Below are 18,439 nucleotides of genomic sequence, written 5' to 3' on the forward strand. Positions count from 1 at the left end.
GAGTTGATCCAGGCCTTCAGTGTGCCTCCATACAGACGGGTCGGCGGGTAAGAAGAGTGCTGTTTGCAGGCGCCGCTTGGCCTATGCTTTCGATACTTCACACATCAGCTACAGGGCGCATGGCATGCGCCCCCGGGAGACAGCATCCAGTGAAAACAACGAAGCAGGGGGTGCATCCCTCATGGATCGTCGTGGCGGCCGGCGTCAGCGCGGCTCTGCATGTAGGCAAGCTGCCGCCGGCTGTGCCGGTGCTGCAGCAGCAATTGGGCCTGTCCCTGCTGCAGGCCGGCTTTCTGCTTTCCACCGTGCAGGTGGCCGGCATGGTGCTGGGCTTGGTGGTGGGTCTGGGTGCAGACCGCTGGGGGCTGCGGCGCAGCATGCTGGCAGGCCTGCTGCTGATGGCGGGTGCCAGCGCCCTGGGCGCCACCGCTACGGGGTTTGCAGCGCTGCTGGCCTTGCGTGCCGTGGAGGGACTGGGCTTTTTGCTGGTGGCCATGCCGGGGCCGGGTCTGATCCGGCGCTGCGTGGCGCCAAGCGATCTGAGCGCGCGCATGGGCTGGTGGGGCACTTATATGCCGTTGGGCAGTGCCATCGGCTTGCTGCTGGGGCCGTGGGTGATGGCCTGGGCATCTTGGCCCGCATGGTGGTTGCTGTTGGGGCTGATTTCGGCACTCGCATGGGTCGCCGTCTGGTGTGGCGTGCCGGCAGACAGGCCGGTGCCCCTTGGCGCGTCGGTGGCGGGCGGTGGCTGGCGTCCTCGCCTGGCGTTGACCCTGCGCAGCCCCGGACCCTGGTGCGTGGCTGTGGCCTTTGCCGTGTATTCAGGGCAGTGGATGGCCGTCATCGGCTTTCTCCCCACGGTCTATGCCGAGGCTGGCCTGGGCGCCGCATTGTCGGGGACGCTGACGGCCGTGGTGGCGCTGGCCAACATGGTGGGCAATGTGGCCTCGGGCCGTTTGCTCCAAGGTGGCTGGAGCGCCACGCGCGCATTGCGCCTGGGCTTTGGCTGCATGGCGGCGTGTGCGCTGCTGGCCTATCTGCAATGGCAGGGGCAACCACTGGCGCCGTTGTGGCTGCGCTTTGTGGCGGTGGTGTTGTTTTCGGCGGCGGGCGGGCTGATTCCGGGCACGCTGTTTTCCATGGCGGTGCGGCTGGCCCCCGATGAGTCCACGGTATCGACCACGGTGGGTTTCATGCAGCAATGGTCCAGCGTGGGGCAGTTTGCAGGCCCGCCTCTGGTGGCGGCCGTGGCCGTGCAGGCGGGCGGATGGCAGTGGACCTGGGTGGTGACGGCGGCCATGTGCGCCGTCGGCTGGTGGCTGGCTGGCGCGATCGGGCGCATCAACTGCGCGGCTGCAGCGCCGCGCGGGCGCGCTGCAGTCTGATCACGCGTCGCGCGAGCCTATCAACGCCTTCAGGGCTTCTTCCATCTGCTGCGCATGGTCCAGCGCGGGCAGCCAGGCCTGGGGCACCGGCTGGGCGGGTGCCTGGGGTGCGGATGCGGCCAGTTGGGCCAGGGCGTCATCGGGCTGCAGGGCCACCACGTTGCCGTTGGCGGACAGCTGGCGGCAGGCATCGACCAGCCATTCACAGTGCAGCACGATGGCGCGCGGCATGAGGCCACTGTCATGCGACATGCCGCGCACCAGGCTTTCGCCCAGCAGCAGCGCGCTGGCATACAGGCGCACGGCGTGGCGGTCATAGCGCCCGGTGATGGTCTGCAGCCCCGCGCCTCCCAGGCGGCCGCGCAGGGACCAGCGGCTGGCGCTTTGCGCCTCCACCATGGCTGCGCGCAGTGCGCTCAGCGCATCGCTGCTGCGCGTGAGCTGGCCCAGCGCGACGGTGGCATCGGGCGTGTCGTGGGTGGCAGTGGCACGCAGGGTGGCCTCCAGCCCCTCGGCCAGCTGGCCCAGCAAGGCGCTTGCCGAGCGCGACACGGCGCGCAGCGGATTGGCCGTGAAGATCACCTGACTGAACATCAGGCCGACACCGGCGCCCACCAGTACATCAACCAGCCGGGTCTCGCCCGCGGCGCTCGGCCCCATGCTCAGCACCAGCACGACAGAGACGCCCGCCTGTATCGGGACGACCGGCGGCTGCCCGAGCATGGCGGCCAGAGACAGGGCGACCAGCGAGGCCAGACTCAGCCGCAGCAGCGGAATGGTGTCGGGCAGCAGCCAGGCCAGTTCGCCGACGATGATGCCGATGGCGCAGCCCAGCACCAGGCCCCAGGTCTGCTTGAGATGGCTGGGCAGGCCGGGCGCCAGGCAGACCAGGGCGGTGACGGCGGCAAAGACGGGTTTGGGGTGGCCGAGCAGGTAGTGGGACAGCTCCCAGGCCAGCATCGCACCCAGGGAGGCGGCGATGGCGTCGCGAAGCGCCAGCCGCAGGCGGCCGGGCGCAGCGGCCATGCCGCTCTTGGGTGTTCCAGGGGGTGTTTTTGCTTTTGCTTTTCGCCAACGCACGAAGATTCTCCCTCCAGCATGCGAAATCCAGGTTCGCAAATGCCCAAAAGCATAGCGGCCGGTGCAGGTCCGGCGTGCAGGAGAGAAGCTTCTTGTTTGTAAGAAAGCAGCCCGCAGCGGGCGGGTCGGCAGCTCAGGCGGGCTGGAGCAGGCCTTCGATGAAGGCCCATTCATCGGGCGTGACCGGCGTGATCGACAGGCGGTTGCCCTTTTGCAGTACACGCATGCGGGCAAGCTCGGGATGCTCGCGCAGCTCGGCCATCTGCAGCGTGCGTGTCTTGCGCAGCGCCTGTACGTCCAGCGTGAGCCAGCGTGGCTTGTCGGGCGAGGACTTGGGGTCGTAGTACGGGCTGCTCGGGTCGAACTGAGAGGCATCGACGCGCAGGTTGCCTGCAATGCGGGCGATGCCGTAGATGCCGGGCTCGGCGCAACTGGAGTGCCAATACAACACCCCATCGCCCACCTGCATGGCATCGCGCATGAAGTTGCGCGCCTGGTAGTTGCGCACACCGTCCCAGGCGATGGTGGCTTGCGGGGCGGCCAGCGCGTGGTCTATGGAGAATTCGTCGGGCTCGTTCTTCATGAGCCAGAACTGGCGGGCGGAGGTGGGGGCGGCAGTCATGCCGCGATTGTGGCAAATCCCCGGGCGCCGTGGCGGCGTTCCGCGCGCGCCGGCAAGAGCGCGCCGGTGACGGGACAATCACCTTCAGCCGGGCACCTCTCCCCAGCCCGCGAACCACAGGAACCCTGCATGACCGACAGCTCCACCTATGTCCCGCCCGCCGTATGGCAGCCAGCGCCTTCGGGCGGCACCTTTGCCAACATCAACCGCCCGGTCGCCGGCCCCACCCATGACAAGGCATTGCCGGTGGGGCAGCAGCCGCTGCAGCTGTATTCGCTGGCCACGCCCAACGGCGTGAAGGTCACCATCATGCTGGAGGAGCTGCTGGCGCTGGGCCATGCCGGCGCGGAGTACGACGCGTGGCTGATCCGCATCAGCGAAGGAGACCAGTTCTCCAGCGGCTTTGTCGAGGTCAATCCCAACTCCAAGATCCCGGCGCTGGTGGACCGCAGCGTCGAGCCGCCGGTGCGCGTGTTCGAGTCAGGCTCCATCTTGCTGTACCTGGCCGAGAAGTTTGGTGCGCTGCTGCCTGCCGAGCCCGCTGCGCGCACCGAGACGCTGAACTGGCTGTTCTGGCAGATGGGATCGGCGCCTTACCTTGGCGGTGGTTTCGGGCATTTCTATGCCTATGCGCCCGAGAAGTTCGAGTACCCCATCAACCGCTTCACCATGGAGACCAAGCGCCAGCTCGATGTGCTCGATCGCCAGCTGGCCCTGCATCCGTTCATTGCGGGTGCGAACTACAGCATTGCCGATATCGCCATCTGGCCCTGGTATGGGGCCCTGGTGCTCAATGAGGTGTATGGCGCGGCCGAGTTCCTGTCAGCCCATGAATACACGCATGTCATGCGCTGGGCCAGGCAGATTGCCCAAAGGCCGGCCGTGCTGCGCGGCCGCCGCGTGAATCGTACCTGGGGAGATGAAGCCACCCAGGTGCCCGAGCGCCACCAGGCGTCGGACCTGGGCTGATAGCCGTCTACTGGGAGCGGCCCCAGGGGCCGCGATCGGGCTGGCGCCAGAAGCGCGGGCGCTTGCTGGAAGGCTCGGGGGCGGGCTCGGCGTCGCGCCCGTCCTTATCGGTCCTGTCGGCCTTTTTGGCCTTTTCCAATTGCTGACCTGTCTGCTCGACCTTGCGCGCCGTGCGATCCAGCCGCGAGGGAATGTCGAGTTCTGCATGCTCGACCACACGAATGCAGTCCTGGATATGCCGCTCGCCCAGATAGCGCAGCGTGGCATAGCCCAGCGCTGCCGCTGCAGCCTGGCCTGCCAGTGGCACGTATTTGGCGGCCTGCGTGGCCGTCATGCGCATGCCGGCCGCGCGCGCTAGGCGCACCACCATGTCGCGCGTGATCAGCTTGCCGATCAGCACCGAGCCCACCATGGCCACGGCCTTTTGCACCTGCTCGCGCTTGCCGGGTTCCAGCTTGTCCAACTGTTCGGGTGTAAGGCCGAATTCGCGGTTGATGCGTGGCAGCAACCGCGCCAGCAGTGCCGCATCCACCAGCCAGTCCAGGCCCGGAATGGGCAGGCTGCTGGCCGCTGCGCCGACCAGCGCACGCCGGTGCAGCAACTTGCGCGCGCTCTCGGCCGCTTGCGCCACATCTTGGCGCGGTGGTGGAGGGGGAGGGGTTTTGTCCGATGTGCGAAAGATCATGCGTGCCAGTGAAGACGGGGCAGATGTCGATCAAGAAAATGCGCCAGCCGGCGGATGCTGCTGGCGCGCAGGGTGGTCAGCGTGCGCTCTTGCTGCGCACCAGACTGTAGATGAAGAGGATGACGATGGCGCCCACGATGGAGGCGATCCAGCCGGCGGGTTGCCCGGCCTCGTACCAACCCATCGCGACACCGACGTAGCTGGCAAGAAACGATCCTGCCACGCCGAGCAGGATGGTCATGATCCAGCCAAAGCTGTCATCGCCGGGTTTGAGTGCCCGCGCCAGCAAGCCAACGACCAGGCCAACGATGAGGGTACCAATCAAGGACATCATGCTTTTCTCCGAACTGAAGCTTCCATGCCGCGACTCTAGGGCCCTGCACCGGGTGGCCCTGTCGGACAGCATCTCAACCTGGGACGAAGCCAGGCAGGGCCCTGAAAAACAAAACGCCTGCATGTGCAGGCGTTTGTGGATTGGCGCACAAGACGCTGCGATCACTGCAGCTGGCTTGCCTGCATCTGCAGGGCCAGAGCGGCCTTGCTGGCGTCAAGGCCCAGGCCGTCGGCGTCCTGCACGCGGCGGGCGCCATCGAAGCGGCGAGCCCAGTACGCGCTTTGCATGCTTTCCACGCGAACCTGCGCACCGGTGCGCGGTGCATGGATGAAGTTGCCGTCGCCGACATAGATGCCGACATGGCTGAAGGTGCGGCGCATGGTGTTGAAGAACACCAGATCACCGGGCTTGAGTTCGTTCTTGTCGATTTTTTCCGTGGCCTGTGCCTGCTGGTCAGCGCGGCGCGGCAGGACCTTGCCCAGGGTTTCGGAGTAGATGGCGCGGACGAAGCCGCTGCAGTCGAAGCCGGTCTCGGCACTGTTGCCGCCGCGGCGGTAGGGAACGCCGATGAAGCCCATGGCGGTCACGACCAGATCGGAGGTCTTTTCGGCGACGCTTTGTCGTGCTTCCTTGACGAAGTCGGAAGTGCGTTCCGCCATGTGATGGCGGGCTTCGCGCAGCTGCGAGATGAGGCTGCGGTTGACCAGCAGCTGGTTCATATCGTCGTCACGCATTTCGGGCGGAGCCGCGTGTGCCGTGACGCTGACAAACAGGAGTGCAATAAGCCATCGGGACATGGGGCGCGAGATTACCACGCAAAAACGTAGGACAAATTCGATAAGACCCCCGAAATCCTGGGTTTTTGAGTTACCTCAGGAATCCGGGCTGCGCGGCAGGGAGCGCACGCAAGCTGCGACAATGGAAAGCTTTCCCTTTTGTCCTCTATAAGAAGGGCGGCCCGCGCCGCCCCATATTCCCAAGAAAGATCCGCCATGCTGCTTGAAGCCACCGACTCCCAGCTCGTACTCGTCGATTACCAGGAGCGCCTGATGCCGGCCATCTTCGAGGGACCGGCAGTTCTGGCCAATGCCGTGAAGCTGGCGCGCCTGGCGCAGCTGGTGGACGTACCGGTCTTCGGCACCGAGCAGAACCCCTCGCGCCTGGGCGCCAACGACGCCGAACTGCGCGCGCTGTGCGACCGGACCCTGTCCAAGATGCATTTCAGCGCCGTGGCCGAGGGCCTGGGCGAGTGGCTGCGTCCTCCTGCACGGCCCCAGGGCGGCAATGCACGCAGCCTGCCCAAGCACCTGCAAAAGCCCCAGCAGCAGGCGCCCGAGCGCAGCATGGTGGTGATTGCCGGCTGTGAAGCCCACGTCTGCCTGCTGCAGACGGCGCTGGAACTGCTGGAAGATGAGTTCGATGTCTGGGTCGTCACCGACGCCTGCAGCTCGCGCACCGAGCGCAACCGCGATGCCGCCTTCGACCGCCTGGCCGGCGCGGGTGCCGAGCTGGTGACCACGGAGATGGTGGCCTTCGAGTGGCTGCGCAGCTGCGAGCATCCGGCCTTCAAGGAGCTGCTTGCCCTGGTCAAGTAAGGCACGGGTTCCTGGTTCCGCCGTCTTGGGGCGCTCTTTGGAGCGCCTTTTTTCATGGTGACCTGTCTGTTCTTGGGAGGCGGGCTGCCGCTGCACCGCGTAGTTCTACGGAGCTGCGTGCGTAGCCGGCCGAATAGGCGCGGGCAGGGCGTTTTTCTACAGTGGCGGCATTCCCCCAAGAGAGACTGTATGAAGCACGTTCTGACCTTCACCGCCCTGATCCTGACCGCCTCGGGCAGCGCTTTGGCTGCCGACCATTTCTATGGCGCCGTCCGCATCAACTCCGCCAACTACAAGGCCCACGACATGGACTCCAGCGCCCGCCCCGGCCTGGGGCAGTTCGTGCCTGGCGACGACAGCCGCCGCGCTACAGGCGGCTCTCTGGCCCTGGGCTATCAGCTCCCGTCGGACTGGCGCCTGGAAGCGGAATACACCCTGCCCAGGAGCAACGAATTCACCAGCGGCTCCACGCGCTTTCCCACGAGCTTCAATCACCACAGCATCCGTTCTCAGCGCCTGATGATCAATGCGTACAAGGATTTCCCCCTGAACGCGCAGTTCTCCGTGTACGGCACGGCGGGCCTGGGCCTGGCCCACCTGCAGTCCAGCGGCTGGCAAGGCAATCCGAATCGCCAGTACTTCAGCGATTCCCAGAACAATCTGGCCTATGCGCTGGGCTTTGGCATCAGCTACTCGCCGATTCAAAAGGTCAGCATCGACCTGGGCTACCGCTATGTGGGCATGGGCAAGACCCACAGCGGCGCCAACAACTTCACCAATGTCCGTGGCCTGCAGGATGAGCAGATGCGCGCCAAGCTGAGTTCCAGCGAGATCTCGGTCGGCCTGCGCTACAGCTTCTGAGTTTGAAGGGGCCTGTCTGCCCGCGCAGCGCGGAGTTGTCAGCTTTTGGCAAGCGCATTATGAATAATTATGAATTCAGAAGCCGCCAATCCATGACAACGACAGGAGACAGACAATGGCCCCGCGTTTCGACGATTTCCACCGCCGCTCCATCGAGGAGCGCGATGCCTTCTGGACCGAGCAGGCCCGCCGCATCGACTGGCATGTGCCTCCCCAGCGCATCTGCGACTACGACAATCCGCCGTTTGCACGGTGGTTTGTCGGGGGGCAGACCAATCTCTGCCACAACGCCGTGGACCGGCACCTGGCCGAGCGCCCCGACCAGAACGCGCTGATCGCCATCTCCACCGAGACCGGCACGGAAAAGGTCTACACCTACCGCGAGCTGCATGCCGAGGTGCAGCGCATGGCCGCCGTGCTGCATTCGCTGGGTGTGCAAAAGGGCGACCGCGTCCAGATCTACATGCCCATGATTGCCGAGGCGGCCTTTGCCATGCTGGCCTGCGCGCGGCTGGGTGCCATCCATTCGGTGGTGTTCGGCGGCTTTGCCTCCGCGGCGCTGGCCTCGCGCATCGATGATGCCGAGCCCAAGGTCATCATCAGTGCCGACGCGGGCTCGCGCGGCGGGCGCGTCGTGGCCTACAAGCCCTTGCTGGACGAGGCCCTGCAACTGGCCAGCCACAAGCCAGCGGCCGTGCTCATCGTGGACCGTGGCCTGGCGCCTGCGCCCATGCGCGCAGGCCGTGACCACGACTGGGCCAGCCTGCGTGCGCTGCACGCCGACGCCCAGGTCGCCTGCACCTGGGTGGAATCCACCGACCCCAGCTACACGCTCTACACCAGCGGCACCACGGGGCGCCCCAAGGGCGTGCAGCGCGATACGGGCGGCTACACGGTGGCGCTGGCCGCCAGCATGCCGCTGATCTTCGGGGCCGAGGCAGGGCAGACTTTTTTCTGCACCAGCGACATCGGCTGGGTCGTGGGCCACAGCTACATCATCTATGCGCCGCTGATCGCAGGCATGGCCACCGTGCTCTACGAGGGCCTGCCCATACGCCCCGACGCGGGCATCTGGTGGAGCATCGTGGAGAAGTACCGGGTCACCCACATGTTCTCGGCGCCCACGGCCATCCGCGTGCTCAAGAAGCACGATGCCGAGTACCTGCACCGCCACGATATCTCCAGCCTCAAGGCGCTGTGGCTGGCCGGCGAGCCGCTGGACGAGCCCACGGCGCAGTGGATCAGCCAGGCCCTGGGCAAGCCCATCATCGACAACTACTGGCAGACCGAGACCGGCTGGCCCATCCTCACGCTGTGCAACGGCGTGGAGCAGCAGACCACGCGCTTCGGCAGTCCCGGCAAGGCCGTCTATGGCTATGACGTGAAACTGATCGACGAGGCCACGGGCGAGGAACTGCTCGGTGCCGGGCAAAAGGGCGTGCTGGCCATCGAGGGACCGCTGCCGCCGGGCTGCATGCAGACCGTCTGGCGCGACGATCAGCGCTTCGTCAACACCTACTGGAAGAGCATTCCGGGCCGCATGGTCTACAGCACCTTCGACTGGGGCATTCGCGACGAGGATGGCTACTTCTTCATCCTGGGCCGCACGGACGACGTGATCAACGTGGCCGGCCACCGCCTTGGCACGCGCGAGATCGAGGAATGCATTTCCGCCCATCCCCAGGTGGCCGAAGTCGCCGTGGTCGGCGTGGCCGATACGCTCAAGGGCCAGGTGGCACTGGCCTTTGCCGTGCCCCGGACGGCGCTGGAGGGCGAGGCCGAGCGCGCGGCTCTGCAGGCCGATGTGATGAAGCTGGTTGATGCGCGGCTGGGCGCCGTGGCCCGGCCCTCGCGCGTGGTCTTCGTCAGTGCGCTGCCCAAGACGCGCAGCGGCAAGCTGCTGCGCCGCGCCATGCAGGCCGTGGCCGAGGGGCGCGACCCGGGCGACCTCAGCACCATGGAAGACCCGGCTGCGCTGGCCCAGGTGCAGCAGCAGCTGTGAGGCAGGGCGCGCGGTGCAACCGCTTTCAGCCGGGGTGATGTGCGCCGGCGCCCCTGCCTGCCGCGCCTACAATCGCGGCTTGGGCCGCAGCCGGGCCAGGTTCCGGGCTGCGGCGCCCTGTTTTCAACCGACGAGAAAGCGTTTTCGACGTGCAGGTCGCATCTTCCATCTTCAAAGCCTATGACATCCGCGGCATCGTGCCGTCCACGCTCAACGAGGAGGTCGCGCTTGGCGTGGGCCGCGCCTTCGGCATGGCGGCCCTGGCGGCCGGCGAGACCGTGGTGGCCGTGGGACGCGATGGCCGCCTGTCGGGACCCTCGCTGTCCGCGGCGCTGATTGCCGGCCTGACCGAGGTCGGCATCGAGGTGATCGACATCGGCCTGGCCACCACGCCCATGCTGTACTACGCGGCCAGCACACTGGCGCGCTCGGGCATCCAGGTCACGGGCAGCCACAACCCCAAGGACTACAACGGCTTCAAGATGGTGCTGGCCGGCCGCGCCATCTACGGCGAGGAAATCCAGGCGCTGCGCCGCCGTGTCGAGAGCGACGACTGGACGATCACGGGCACCGGCAGCGTGCGCCGCGCCGATGTGCAGGCCGACTACCAGGCGCGCATCGTGGGTGACGTGAAGCTGGCGCGACCCATCAAGATCGTGGTGGACTGCGGCAACGGCGTGGCCGGTGCCTCGGCGCCCGGCATCTTCCGCGCCCTGGGCTGCGAGGTGATCGAGCTGTTCTCCGAAGTGGACGGTGAATTCCCCAACCACCATCCCGACCCCAGCAAGCCCGAGAACCTGCGCGACGTGATCGAGGCGCTGCGCACCTCGGACGCCGAGCTGGGCCTGGCCTTCGACGGTGACGGCGACCGCCTGGGCATCGTCACCAAGGACGGCCAGAACATCTTCCCCGACCGCCAGATGATGCTGTTTGCCAAGGACGTGCTCTCGCGCGTGCCGGGCGGCAGCATCGTCTACGACGTGAAATGCACGCAGCGCCTGGCGCCCGCCATCCGCGAGGCCGGGGGCGAGCCCGTGATGTTCAAGACCGGGCACTCCCTGGTCAAGGCCCGCATGAAGGAACTGGACGCGCCGCTAGGCGGCGAGATGAGCGGCCACATCTTCTTCAAGGAGCGCTGGTATGGCTTCGATGACGGCACCTACGCGGGCTGCCGCCTGCTGGAGATCGTCAGCCGCGAGGCCGACCCCAGCGCCTTGCTCAACGCGCTGCCCACCAGCTTCTCCACCCCTGAACTGAATGTGGCCTGCGCCGAGGGCGAGCCCCATCGCCTGGCCGCCGAACTGCAGGCCCTGGCCGCCGAGACCTTTGCCGCACCGGCCCAGGTCAGCACCATCGACGGCCTGCGCGTGGACTGGGCCGACGGCTTCGGCCTGATCCGCGCCAGCAACACCACGCCCGTGCTGGTGCTGCGCTTCGAGGGCCAGACCCAGGAGGCGCTGTCGCGCATCGAGGCGCAGATGCTGGCGCTGCTGGAGCGCGTCAAGCCTGGCGCGCAGGTTGGCGGCGCCGCGCACTGATTTGCGCGCCAGGCGATGACTTCACGCTCTCCCACGTCCTGGGCGCGCGCGCTGTACAGCGCCGTGACCTGGGCGGCGCAGCCGCTGCTGCGCCGCAAGCTGCTGCGCCGCGCCGAGGCCGAGCCCGTCTATGCCGAGCACATTCCCGAACGCTTTGGGCGCTACCAGCCGGCCACGCTGGGGCAGGACGGACGCGGCCGGTGGATCTGGATTCATGCCGTATCGCTGGGTGAGACGCGCGCTGCCGCCATCTTGCTGACCGCGCTGCGCGAGCGCCTGCCCGGCATGCGCCTGCTGCTGACCCATGGCACGGCCACAGGCCGCACCGAAGGCCGCCGGCTGCTGCAGCCCGGCGACCTGCAGGTCTGGCAGCCCTGGGATACGCCAGCGGCCGTGCGCCGCTTCGTGCAGCAATTCAGGCCAGCGGTCGGCGTGCTCATGGAAACGGAGGTCTGGCCCAACCTGGTCGCCATCTGCCGCGAAGAAGGCGTGCCGCTGGCGTTGGCCAACGCACGGCTCAGCGACAAATCACTGGGCCAGGCGCTGCGCGTGGCGCCGCTGGCGCGGCCCACCTATGCCGCCCTGGCCGCCGCCTGGGCGCAGACCGAGGACGATGCCCGGCGCCTGCGCCTGCTGGGTGCGCCCGTGCGCGGCGTGCTCGGCAACCTGAAATTCGATGCGCGTCCGGACGCTGCGCTGCTGGAGCGCGCCCGGCAATGGAAGTCCGGCCTGTCCCGCCCTGTGGTGCTGTTGGCCAGCAGCCGCGAGGGCGAGGAGGCCATGCTGCTGTCCGCCCTGCGCACGCTGGGGCCGGCAGGCCGGGCCGTGCAATGGCTGGTCGTGCCGCGCCATCCGCAGCGCTTTGACGAAGTGGCGGCGCTGCTGGCTGGCGGCGGCCTGCATGTCTCGCGCCGCAGCCAGTGGGTGGGTGGCCCGCCCTGCGGGGCTGCGGCGGATGACATCGACATCTGGCTAGGTGATTCGCTGGGCGAGATGGCCCTGTACTACGGCCTGGCCGACGCCACGCTCATGGGCGGCAGCTTTGCGCCGCTGGGCGGCCAGAACCTCATCGAGGCCCTGGCCTGCGACTGCCCTGTGGTGCTGGGGCCGCATACCTTCAACTTCAGCGAAGCCTCGGACCTGGCCTGCGAAGCCGGCGCCGCCCTGCGGGCGCCCGACCTGGAGCACGGGTTGCGCCTGGCCGTGGATCTGGCCGAGGACCGACAGGCCCACGCCCATGCCGTGGCCCAGACGCGCGGCTTCCTGGACCAGCACCGCGGGGCCGCACAGGCCACGGCGCAGGCGGTGGCCGGGCTGTTGCAGTCGCTCGCCTGATCCTCCTGTGCCAGGGGCGGGCAGGCAAGACTGCGCAGCAAAAGGGCTTTTGCTCGTTCAGCGAAAGGGCGACTCAAAGGGGTTGACAAGCGCCACGCCAAAATCCGCGAAGTCGCGAATGTTGCGTGTGGCCACGACCAGCCTGTGGCGGATGGCCGTGGCTGCAATCATTGCGTCCTCATACAGCGCATCGGAGCGCCCGTGCATCAGCCGGGCCCAGATGCGGAAGGTCTCGGCATCCATCGGCAGCACGTTGTAGGAGGCGGAGACCAGATCTGCCCAGCGTTCGATTTCCTGGGCCTTCTCAGCATCCTGTTGCCGGGTCAGCTCTATGCCCGCCTGGATTTCGCCCAGGCTGACCGCGGACAGATGGAGCTCCGGCTCAGGCAGGGATTGAAGCCAGGCCAGGACGGCTCCGTGGGGCCTGGGGCGCCGCAGCTCTGAAATGATGTTGGTGTCCAGCAAATACATTTCTGGCGCACTCAGTTGGCGGGTTCGATGGGCCTGCGGTGTGCCAGGCCGCGCGGCGGGATCAGCAGGTCTGCGCGGCCCACTTCCGAGAGCAGCAGTTCCTTGAGCGAAGCAGGTTCGGCAGCGGGATGCAGGCGGCGCCACTCTTGCATCGGAACGAGCACGGCAGTGTCTGCGCCACGCCGGGTCAACACTTGCGGGCCATCGGTCAGGCAGGCTTCGAGAAGCTCGTTGAAGTGGTCTTGGGCATCTTGCACAGGCCAGGATTTCATGATTGCGCTCCTTCGCTCACGGGTAACAGGCCCAGTCTAGTTCCTGGACTGTTGGCTCTGCAATCCTGGGCCCATGCACGCATCAAGGGCCCTATCCTTCCTGCAGCACCGGCAGGCTGACACTCGCCAGCAGCCCGCCATCCTCCGCACTGAGCAGCTCGATGCTGCCGCCGTGCCGCTCGGTCACGGTCCTGGCAATGGCCAAGCCCAGGCCGCTGCCGCTCTGGCTTTGGTCGGGCACGCGGAAGAAGCGGTCGAAGACACGCTGGCGCCAGGCCTCGGCAATGCCCGGGCCACGGTCGCGCACCTGGAGCACGGCTTGGTCGCCCTGGCGCTGCAGGCGCACGCTGATGGTGGCGTGCGCGGGGCTGTATTTGATGGCGTTGTCCACGAGGTTGTCGATCAGCGAGACCAGGCCTTCGCGTTCGCCCATCACGCTCAGTGGCTCGCTGGCTTCCAGGGCCAGTTCCACCGGGCGTCGGCAGGCCAGGGCATCGAGTGCGGCGAGCCGGTCTTCCAGCAGCAGGTCCAGGCGCAGCGGCTGCATGGCCATGCCGGGCGCCTCGGTCTCGCTGCGCATGAGTTGCAGCAGCTGGGCCACCATGCGGCTGGCGCGCTGGTTGCTGCGCAGCAGGCTGTCCATGAGTTCCTGCTGGCGCGGTTCGCTGCCAAGGCGCAGCAGGGCCTCGACGTTGACGTGCATGGCTGCCAGCGGTGTGCGCAGTTCGTGGGCTGCATCGGCGATGAGGTTGCGCTCGCGCTCGCTGCTGGAGCGCACGCGTGCCAGCAGGGCGTTGATGTCCTGCACCAGCGGCCGCAGCTCGGCGTGTGGCGGCGCATAGGTGAGCGCGCTGAGGTCGTCGGGGCCGCGTGTGGCCAGCTCGTCGCCCACGCGGCGCAGCGGGCGCAGCGCCGCGCGTACCGACCACCAGGCAGGAAAGGCCAGGAAGGGCAGGCTGATCAGCAGCGGCAGCAGGTAGTAGCTGCGGGTGTTGAGGGTGATCAGCAGTTCCTTGAAGGACGGCAGCATCAGCGTGACTTCGGTCTGGCCCGAGGCCGAGCGCAGCGTGCTCATGCGCCAGGTCTGCCCTTCGAAATCTATGTCCTCGACCGTGTCCAGCACGCGGTTGCGCAGCGTGGGTGCCGGCGTGGGCGAGCGGTACAGGAGCTGGCCGCGCTGCCAGACCAGCAGCGTGGGCGTGAAGCGGATGTCGTCGTCTCCGTCGCCGTACTCATGGCGCAGGGCCGTGTCCAGCGCGGCCAGGCTGTGCTGCTGGCGGTCCGGAAGGTCGGCCAGGTCCTCGGCCACAGCCATGACAAGTTCGTAGACAGGCTTGCTGACCAGCAGTTCATTGTGGAAGTGGGCCATGTAGATGGCGGCCACCAGCAACGCGGTCCAGATCGCGGTGAGCACGCCCATCTGGGCCAGCAGCATCCGCCGGCCCAGTGTGGGCCGCAGCCAGCGGCGCCATCTCGGGCTGGCCTGTTGCCCCTGCAGTGTGTGCGATGTCATGGTCAGGACAGGGGTGCCATCGGTTGCGAGTCGATGACATAGCCAATGCCGCGCACCGTGCGTATGAAGCCCGGCCCGATCTTGCGGCGCAGGTTGGAGACATGGACCTCCAGCGCATTGCTGCCGTTGGCGCTGCCGCCCGGGATGACTTCCTCCTCGATGCCGCTGCGCGTGACCACGCGGTCCATGCGCCGCAGCAGCAGGGCCAGCAGGTCGAATTCGCAGCGGGACAGCTCGACGTTCTGGCCTGCAACGCTGACACGGCGCGTGGGCTCGTGCAGCGACAGGCCGCGCAGATGCAGCGTTCCGTCGCCCTGCCCATAGCTGCGGCGTGCCAGGGCGCGCACGCGTGACACCAGTTCGGCAAGGGCAAAGGGCTTGACCAGATAGTCATCGGCGCCGCTGTCCAGGCCGTGCAGCCGGTCGTGCAGGCTGTCGCGTGCGCTCAGGATCAGCACGGGCAGGCGGCGCCATTCGCGGCGCAGGCGCGTGAGCAGGCTGATGCCGTCGCCATCGGGCAGGCCCAGGTCCAGCAACACCATCTCGAAGCTTTGCTGCTCCAGCGTGCGCAGCGCATCGGACAGGCGGCGCACCCAGACCACGTCCATGGCGTGATCGCCCAATGCGATGCGCACGCCATTGCCCAGATCCAGATCGTCCTCCACCAGCAGCAGTCTCATCGTGTGTTTCCTGTGCCGCTCCCATGCCGCGGACCGGCGCCTGCGGGAGGGCTGCCGCGAGTATCGGTCAAGGCGGGGCTCAGGCGCTTCAGCATCCCTTCAGGAAAGCCGGGGCAGGTCTTCAGGCTGGTTTGCCACAGTGGCCCGCTCGACAACTCCCACGAAGGCAAGGCGCGCATGCCAAGACTCTCCCGCTGTTCCTTGCTGAGCCGTCTGGCGGTGCTGTGCGCGCTGGCTGCCTGGATGCTGGTCGTGGCGGGTTTGCGTGCCTCGGCTTTCCCAGAGCACAGGGCTGCGGCGCCAGGCGCGCGGCCCACGGCGGCCGGGCATCAGCCCGGGGCACTGCCGGCCGTGCGAGCGCTTCAGGGATTCAAGGGGCTGGCGCGCGGAGCGTCAGCGCATCGATGGCGCGCAGGTCGTCGTCGCTGAGCGTGCCGGCGGCCTGGCGCAGCTTGAGCTGGCCCAGCAGCACCTGGTAGCGCGCCAGGGCCAGGTCGCGCTGGGTTTGGTAGAGCTGGCTTTGCGCGTTGAGCACGTCGATGTTGATGCGCACGCCGACCTCGTAGCCGAGCTTGTTGGCGTCCAGCGCGCTTTGGCTGGACGCCAGCGCGGCCTCCAGCGCCTTGACCTGTGCCTGGCCCGACTGCACGCCGAAGAAGGCCGTGCGCGTGCTCTGCTCCACGTTGCGCTGGGCGTCGTCCAGCTGCGCGCGCGCCTTGTCTTCCAGCGCCAGGGTTTCCTTGATGCGGTTTTGCACGGCAAAGCCGGCGAACAGGGGCAGGTTCATGACCACGCCCACGCTGGCGGCATTGGTGCGGTAGCTGGTGCCGATCTGCGGCGTGACCGAGCCGTTGGGATAGCGGTTGACCACGTAGCCGGCCTGCAGGTCCACGGTGGGCTTGTGGCCGGCCTCGGCTTTCTTCGTTTCCAGCTGGGCGATGTCCAGCGCCAGGCGGGCCTGGCGCAGCTGGGGCTGGCCTTGCAGGGCGGTGTCCACCCAGGACTGGGCGTCGGAGGGCATCAGGGCCGGCAACTGCAGCGGCTGGGCCAGCGGGCGGGGCACGGTGCCCACGGCGCCAACGATCTGGTCCAGCACCAGGCGCTTGACGCGCAGATCGTTCTCGGCGGCGATTTCCTGCGCGCCGGCCAGGTCGAACCGGGCCTGGGCTTCGCGCGAGTCGGTGATGGTGGCCGTGCCGACCTCGAAGTTGCGCTTGGCAAATTCCAGCTGCTGAGCAATGGCGGCCTTCTGTGCCTTGACCACGGCCAGGCTGTCCTGGGCGCCGAGGACATCGAAGTAGGCCTGGGCCACGCGCACCAGCAGGTTCTGCTCGCCGCTGTCCAACTGGGCGCGCGCCACGTCCACGCCGCGCTGGCCCTGGTCGTAGGCGATCTTGTTGGCCGGGCGGTACAGCGGCTGCTGGGCGCTGAGCTGCAGGTTCTGCTGGGGCGAGCGAAAGCTCCCCGGCAGCACGCTGACTTCCACATGCGAAGTGTTGGCACCGGCCTGCAGACCCACGCTGGGCAACAGGCCCGAGCGTGCCTGCTCGGCGCGGCTGGCGGCGGCCTGGGCGTCGGCCTGCTGGGCCTGCCACTGGGCGTCGTAGCCGCGGGCCTTGGCCACCAGTTCGGACAGGTTCTGGCCCGTGGCCGCTGAGGCTGTCAGAGAGGGCAGGGCAGACTGCGGGGCCGCAGGGGCGGGCGCACGGACGGCTGGGGCAGGAGCCTGTGCCAGGGCCGAGCCCATGCCCGCCGCGCACAGCAGCAAGGCCATGTGGCGCAGGGGCCAGGCGTATGGGCGGGTCAGGGCGGAAGCGACAGGGGCAAGGGGCCGAAGCAGGGGCATAGAGGTCCTCGAATCAAAACACAGTCGTCACGAAGCACCGGGGACGGCGGGTGTACCGCCGTGTCCCGGGTTTCTTTTGCGTGTTGCCGCTCAGTAGCGCGGCACGCCTGGGTCGCGCTCGCGCGACCAGGCATCGATGCCTCCGCTGATATTGGCCACGGTCTCGAAGCCGTTGTTCATCAGGAAGGCAGCGACATGCATGCTGCGTGCGCCGTGATGGCACAGGCAGGCTGTGGGGTGATCCGGATCGAGTTCCTGCAGGCGCGAGGGAATCTCGCCCATGGGGATGCAGCGCAGCTCGAAGCCCTCGGGGCGTACGCTGGCCTGGGCCACTTCCCAGGGCTCGCGCACGTCCAGCACCAGGGGCAGGGCATCGGAGCCGCTGGAGTGCTGGTTCAGCCAATCGTTGAGTTGCGCGGGAGGCACTTGGGGAAGCATCGGAAAGATCCTTGCGGAATGGAGTGGAGTTGCCGCAGCGGCCGAAATCCTCTGGACCCCGGCCGTCGTGGCGGATTTCAGAACGTGAAGCGCGAAGGCTCTTCAAAGTTGGCCAGGCGTGCGGTCACCACGTCCCAGGGCTGGCTGGTCTCGAACTGGTGGCCGTTCTTTTGCACCAGCGTGAAACGCATCATGGGCAGTTGGCCGACGATGGCTGCCAGGCGGCCGCCGTCGTTGAGCTGGGCCAGCAGGGACTGGGGCACCTGGGCGACCGAGCCGCTGAGCACGATGGCGTCGAACTGGCCCAGAGCGGGCGCTGCCGTGGCGCCATCGGCCAGCTTGACCTCGGCATTGGTGATGCCGGCGCCCAGCAGGTTCTCGCGGGCCATCTCGGCCAGCTCGGGGACGATTTCCAGTGTCACGACTTCCTTGGCCTGGGCGGCCAGCAGGGCGGCCATGTAGCCCGAGCCGGCGCCGATTTCCAGCACGCGGTCGGTGGGCTTGATCTTCAGGTCCTGCAGCATGCGGGACTCGATGCGCGGGGCCAGCATGCACCAGCCCTTGGCGGCGGCTTCCTCGGTCGGGGCGACCAGGGGGATTTCCAGGTCCATGAAGGCCAGGCCGGCATGCTCGGGCGGCACGAAATTCTCGCGGTGCACCTTGCCCAGCAGCGCCAGCACTTCTTCATCAAGCACGTTCCAGGGGCGGATCTGTTGCTCGATCATGTTGTAGCGCGCGTGCGCTTGGGCGCTGTGGTGTTCGGGCAGGCTGTTCAGGGGCAGGCTCATGGGGTATCTCCGGAGAAAGACTTGT

Annotated in this window: 19 protein-coding genes; 7 read left to right on the plus strand and 12 right to left on the minus strand. The window is 67.5% G+C overall.

What is annotated here, in order from left to right; all coding sequences use genetic code 11:
- Positions 1–119: 119 nt before the first annotated feature.
- Positions 120–1,385, plus strand: coding sequence for an MFS transporter (locus tag LGR64_RS10120; RefSeq protein WP_230355353.1), 1,266 nt, complete (start codon positions 120–122; stop codon positions 1,383–1,385).
- On the opposite strand, the gene LGR64_RS10125 is transcribed toward LGR64_RS10120, so the two are convergent.
- Both LGR64_RS10125 and LGR64_RS10130 read right to left on the minus strand, forming a co-directional pair.
- The gene (locus tag LGR64_RS10125; RefSeq protein ID WP_012205798.1) at positions 1,386–2,411 is read right to left on the minus strand and encodes an FUSC family protein; all 1,026 of its coding nucleotides are present in this window, start codon (positions 2,409–2,411) and stop codon (positions 1,386–1,388) included. It lies immediately after the preceding gene.
- 187 nt (positions 2,412–2,598) lie between these two features.
- Positions 2,599–3,087, minus strand: a complete 489-nt coding sequence (locus LGR64_RS10130) for an EVE domain-containing protein (RefSeq protein WP_141831804.1) — start codon at positions 3,085–3,087, stop codon at positions 2,599–2,601.
- A 129-nt stretch (positions 3,088–3,216) separates the two neighbouring features.
- Here LGR64_RS10130 and yghU point away from each other — a divergent pair, with 129 nt between their 5' ends.
- Positions 3,217–4,056, plus strand: a complete 840-nt coding sequence (gene yghU, locus LGR64_RS10135; RefSeq protein WP_034394172.1) for a glutathione-dependent disulfide-bond oxidoreductase — start codon at positions 3,217–3,219, stop codon at positions 4,054–4,056.
- Between the two features lie 7 nt (positions 4,057–4,063).
- Here the strand turns inward: yghU and LGR64_RS10140 are convergent, their stop codons facing one another.
- From LGR64_RS10140 to LGR64_RS10150, 3 genes are all read right to left on the minus strand, one after another.
- Complete coding sequence (locus LGR64_RS10140) at positions 4,064–4,687, minus strand: hypothetical protein (RefSeq protein WP_230355354.1); 624 nt, start codon at positions 4,685–4,687, stop codon at positions 4,064–4,066.
- Between the two features lie 130 nt (positions 4,688–4,817).
- Positions 4,818–5,075, minus strand: a complete 258-nt coding sequence (locus LGR64_RS10145) for a GlsB/YeaQ/YmgE family stress response membrane protein (protein WP_034398643.1) — start codon at positions 5,073–5,075, stop codon at positions 4,818–4,820.
- 161 nt (positions 5,076–5,236) lie between these two features.
- Positions 5,237–5,872, minus strand: a complete 636-nt coding sequence (locus tag LGR64_RS10150; RefSeq protein ID WP_012205793.1) for a C40 family peptidase — start codon at positions 5,870–5,872, stop codon at positions 5,237–5,239.
- A 195-nt stretch (positions 5,873–6,067) separates the two neighbouring features.
- Here LGR64_RS10150 and LGR64_RS10155 point away from each other — a divergent pair, with 195 nt between their 5' ends.
- The 5 genes from LGR64_RS10155 (at position 6,068) to LGR64_RS10175 (ending at position 12,406) form a co-directional block, all read left to right on the plus strand.
- Complete coding sequence (locus LGR64_RS10155) at positions 6,068–6,670, plus strand: isochorismatase family protein (RefSeq protein WP_063325974.1); 603 nt, start codon at positions 6,068–6,070, stop codon at positions 6,668–6,670.
- Positions 6,671–6,859: 189 nt separating this feature from the next.
- The gene (locus LGR64_RS10160) at positions 6,860–7,531 is read left to right on the plus strand and encodes an outer membrane protein (protein WP_034394167.1); all 672 of its coding nucleotides are present in this window, start codon (positions 6,860–6,862) and stop codon (positions 7,529–7,531) included.
- Positions 7,532–7,646: 115 nt separating this feature from the next.
- Positions 7,647–9,533: a propionate--CoA ligase gene (locus tag LGR64_RS10165; protein ID WP_141831808.1), complete on the plus strand. Its 1,887-nt coding sequence runs from the start codon at positions 7,647–7,649 to the stop codon at positions 9,531–9,533.
- 149 nt (positions 9,534–9,682) lie between these two features.
- The gene (locus LGR64_RS10170; RefSeq protein ID WP_013802235.1) at positions 9,683–11,071 is read left to right on the plus strand and encodes a phosphomannomutase/phosphoglucomutase; all 1,389 of its coding nucleotides are present in this window, start codon (positions 9,683–9,685) and stop codon (positions 11,069–11,071) included.
- 15 nt (positions 11,072–11,086) lie between these two features.
- Positions 11,087–12,406 (plus strand): 3-deoxy-D-manno-octulosonic acid transferase, encoded by a 1,320-nt coding sequence (locus LGR64_RS10175; protein WP_141831810.1) that lies wholly within the window; start codon positions 11,087–11,089, stop codon positions 12,404–12,406.
- Positions 12,407–12,463: 57 nt separating this feature from the next.
- On the opposite strand, the gene LGR64_RS10180 is transcribed toward LGR64_RS10175, so the two are convergent.
- The 7 genes from LGR64_RS10180 to LGR64_RS10210 all read right to left on the minus strand — a co-directional run bounded on the left by LGR64_RS10180 (position 12,464) and on the right by LGR64_RS10210 (position 18,414).
- A complete protein-coding gene (locus LGR64_RS10180) occupies positions 12,464–12,877 on the minus strand; it encodes a type II toxin-antitoxin system VapC family toxin (RefSeq protein ID WP_097202247.1) in 414 nt (137 codons plus the stop codon).
- Between the two features lie 11 nt (positions 12,878–12,888).
- On the minus strand, positions 12,889–13,149 hold the full coding sequence (locus LGR64_RS10185; RefSeq protein WP_012205786.1) for a type II toxin-antitoxin system Phd/YefM family antitoxin: 261 nt from the start codon (positions 13,147–13,149) through the stop codon (positions 12,889–12,891).
- A gap of 91 nt (positions 13,150–13,240) precedes the next feature.
- A complete protein-coding gene (locus LGR64_RS10190) occupies positions 13,241–14,662 on the minus strand; it encodes a sensor histidine kinase (protein WP_141831812.1) in 1,422 nt (473 codons plus the stop codon).
- 2 nt (positions 14,663–14,664) lie between these two features.
- Positions 14,665–15,342, minus strand: coding sequence for a response regulator (locus LGR64_RS10195; RefSeq protein WP_013802240.1), 678 nt, complete (start codon positions 15,340–15,342; stop codon positions 14,665–14,667).
- Positions 15,343–15,712: 370 nt separating this feature from the next.
- Positions 15,713–17,188 (minus strand): TolC family outer membrane protein, encoded by a 1,476-nt coding sequence (locus LGR64_RS10200; protein WP_141831814.1) that lies wholly within the window; start codon positions 17,186–17,188, stop codon positions 15,713–15,715.
- A 90-nt stretch (positions 17,189–17,278) separates the two neighbouring features.
- Entirely contained in the window at positions 17,279–17,626 is a 348-nt protein-coding gene (locus LGR64_RS10205; RefSeq protein ID WP_012205782.1) for a rhodanese-like domain-containing protein, read from the minus strand.
- A gap of 77 nt (positions 17,627–17,703) precedes the next feature.
- Positions 17,704–18,414 (minus strand): protein-L-isoaspartate O-methyltransferase family protein, encoded by a 711-nt coding sequence (locus LGR64_RS10210; protein WP_141831816.1) that lies wholly within the window; start codon positions 18,412–18,414, stop codon positions 17,704–17,706.
- Positions 18,415–18,439: the final 25 nt, after the last annotated feature.

It is taken from the genome of Delftia sp. Lp-1 (assembly GCF_020523835.1).
GTDB classification, from domain to species: domain Bacteria; phylum Pseudomonadota; class Gammaproteobacteria; order Burkholderiales; family Burkholderiaceae_C; genus Comamonas; species Comamonas acidovorans.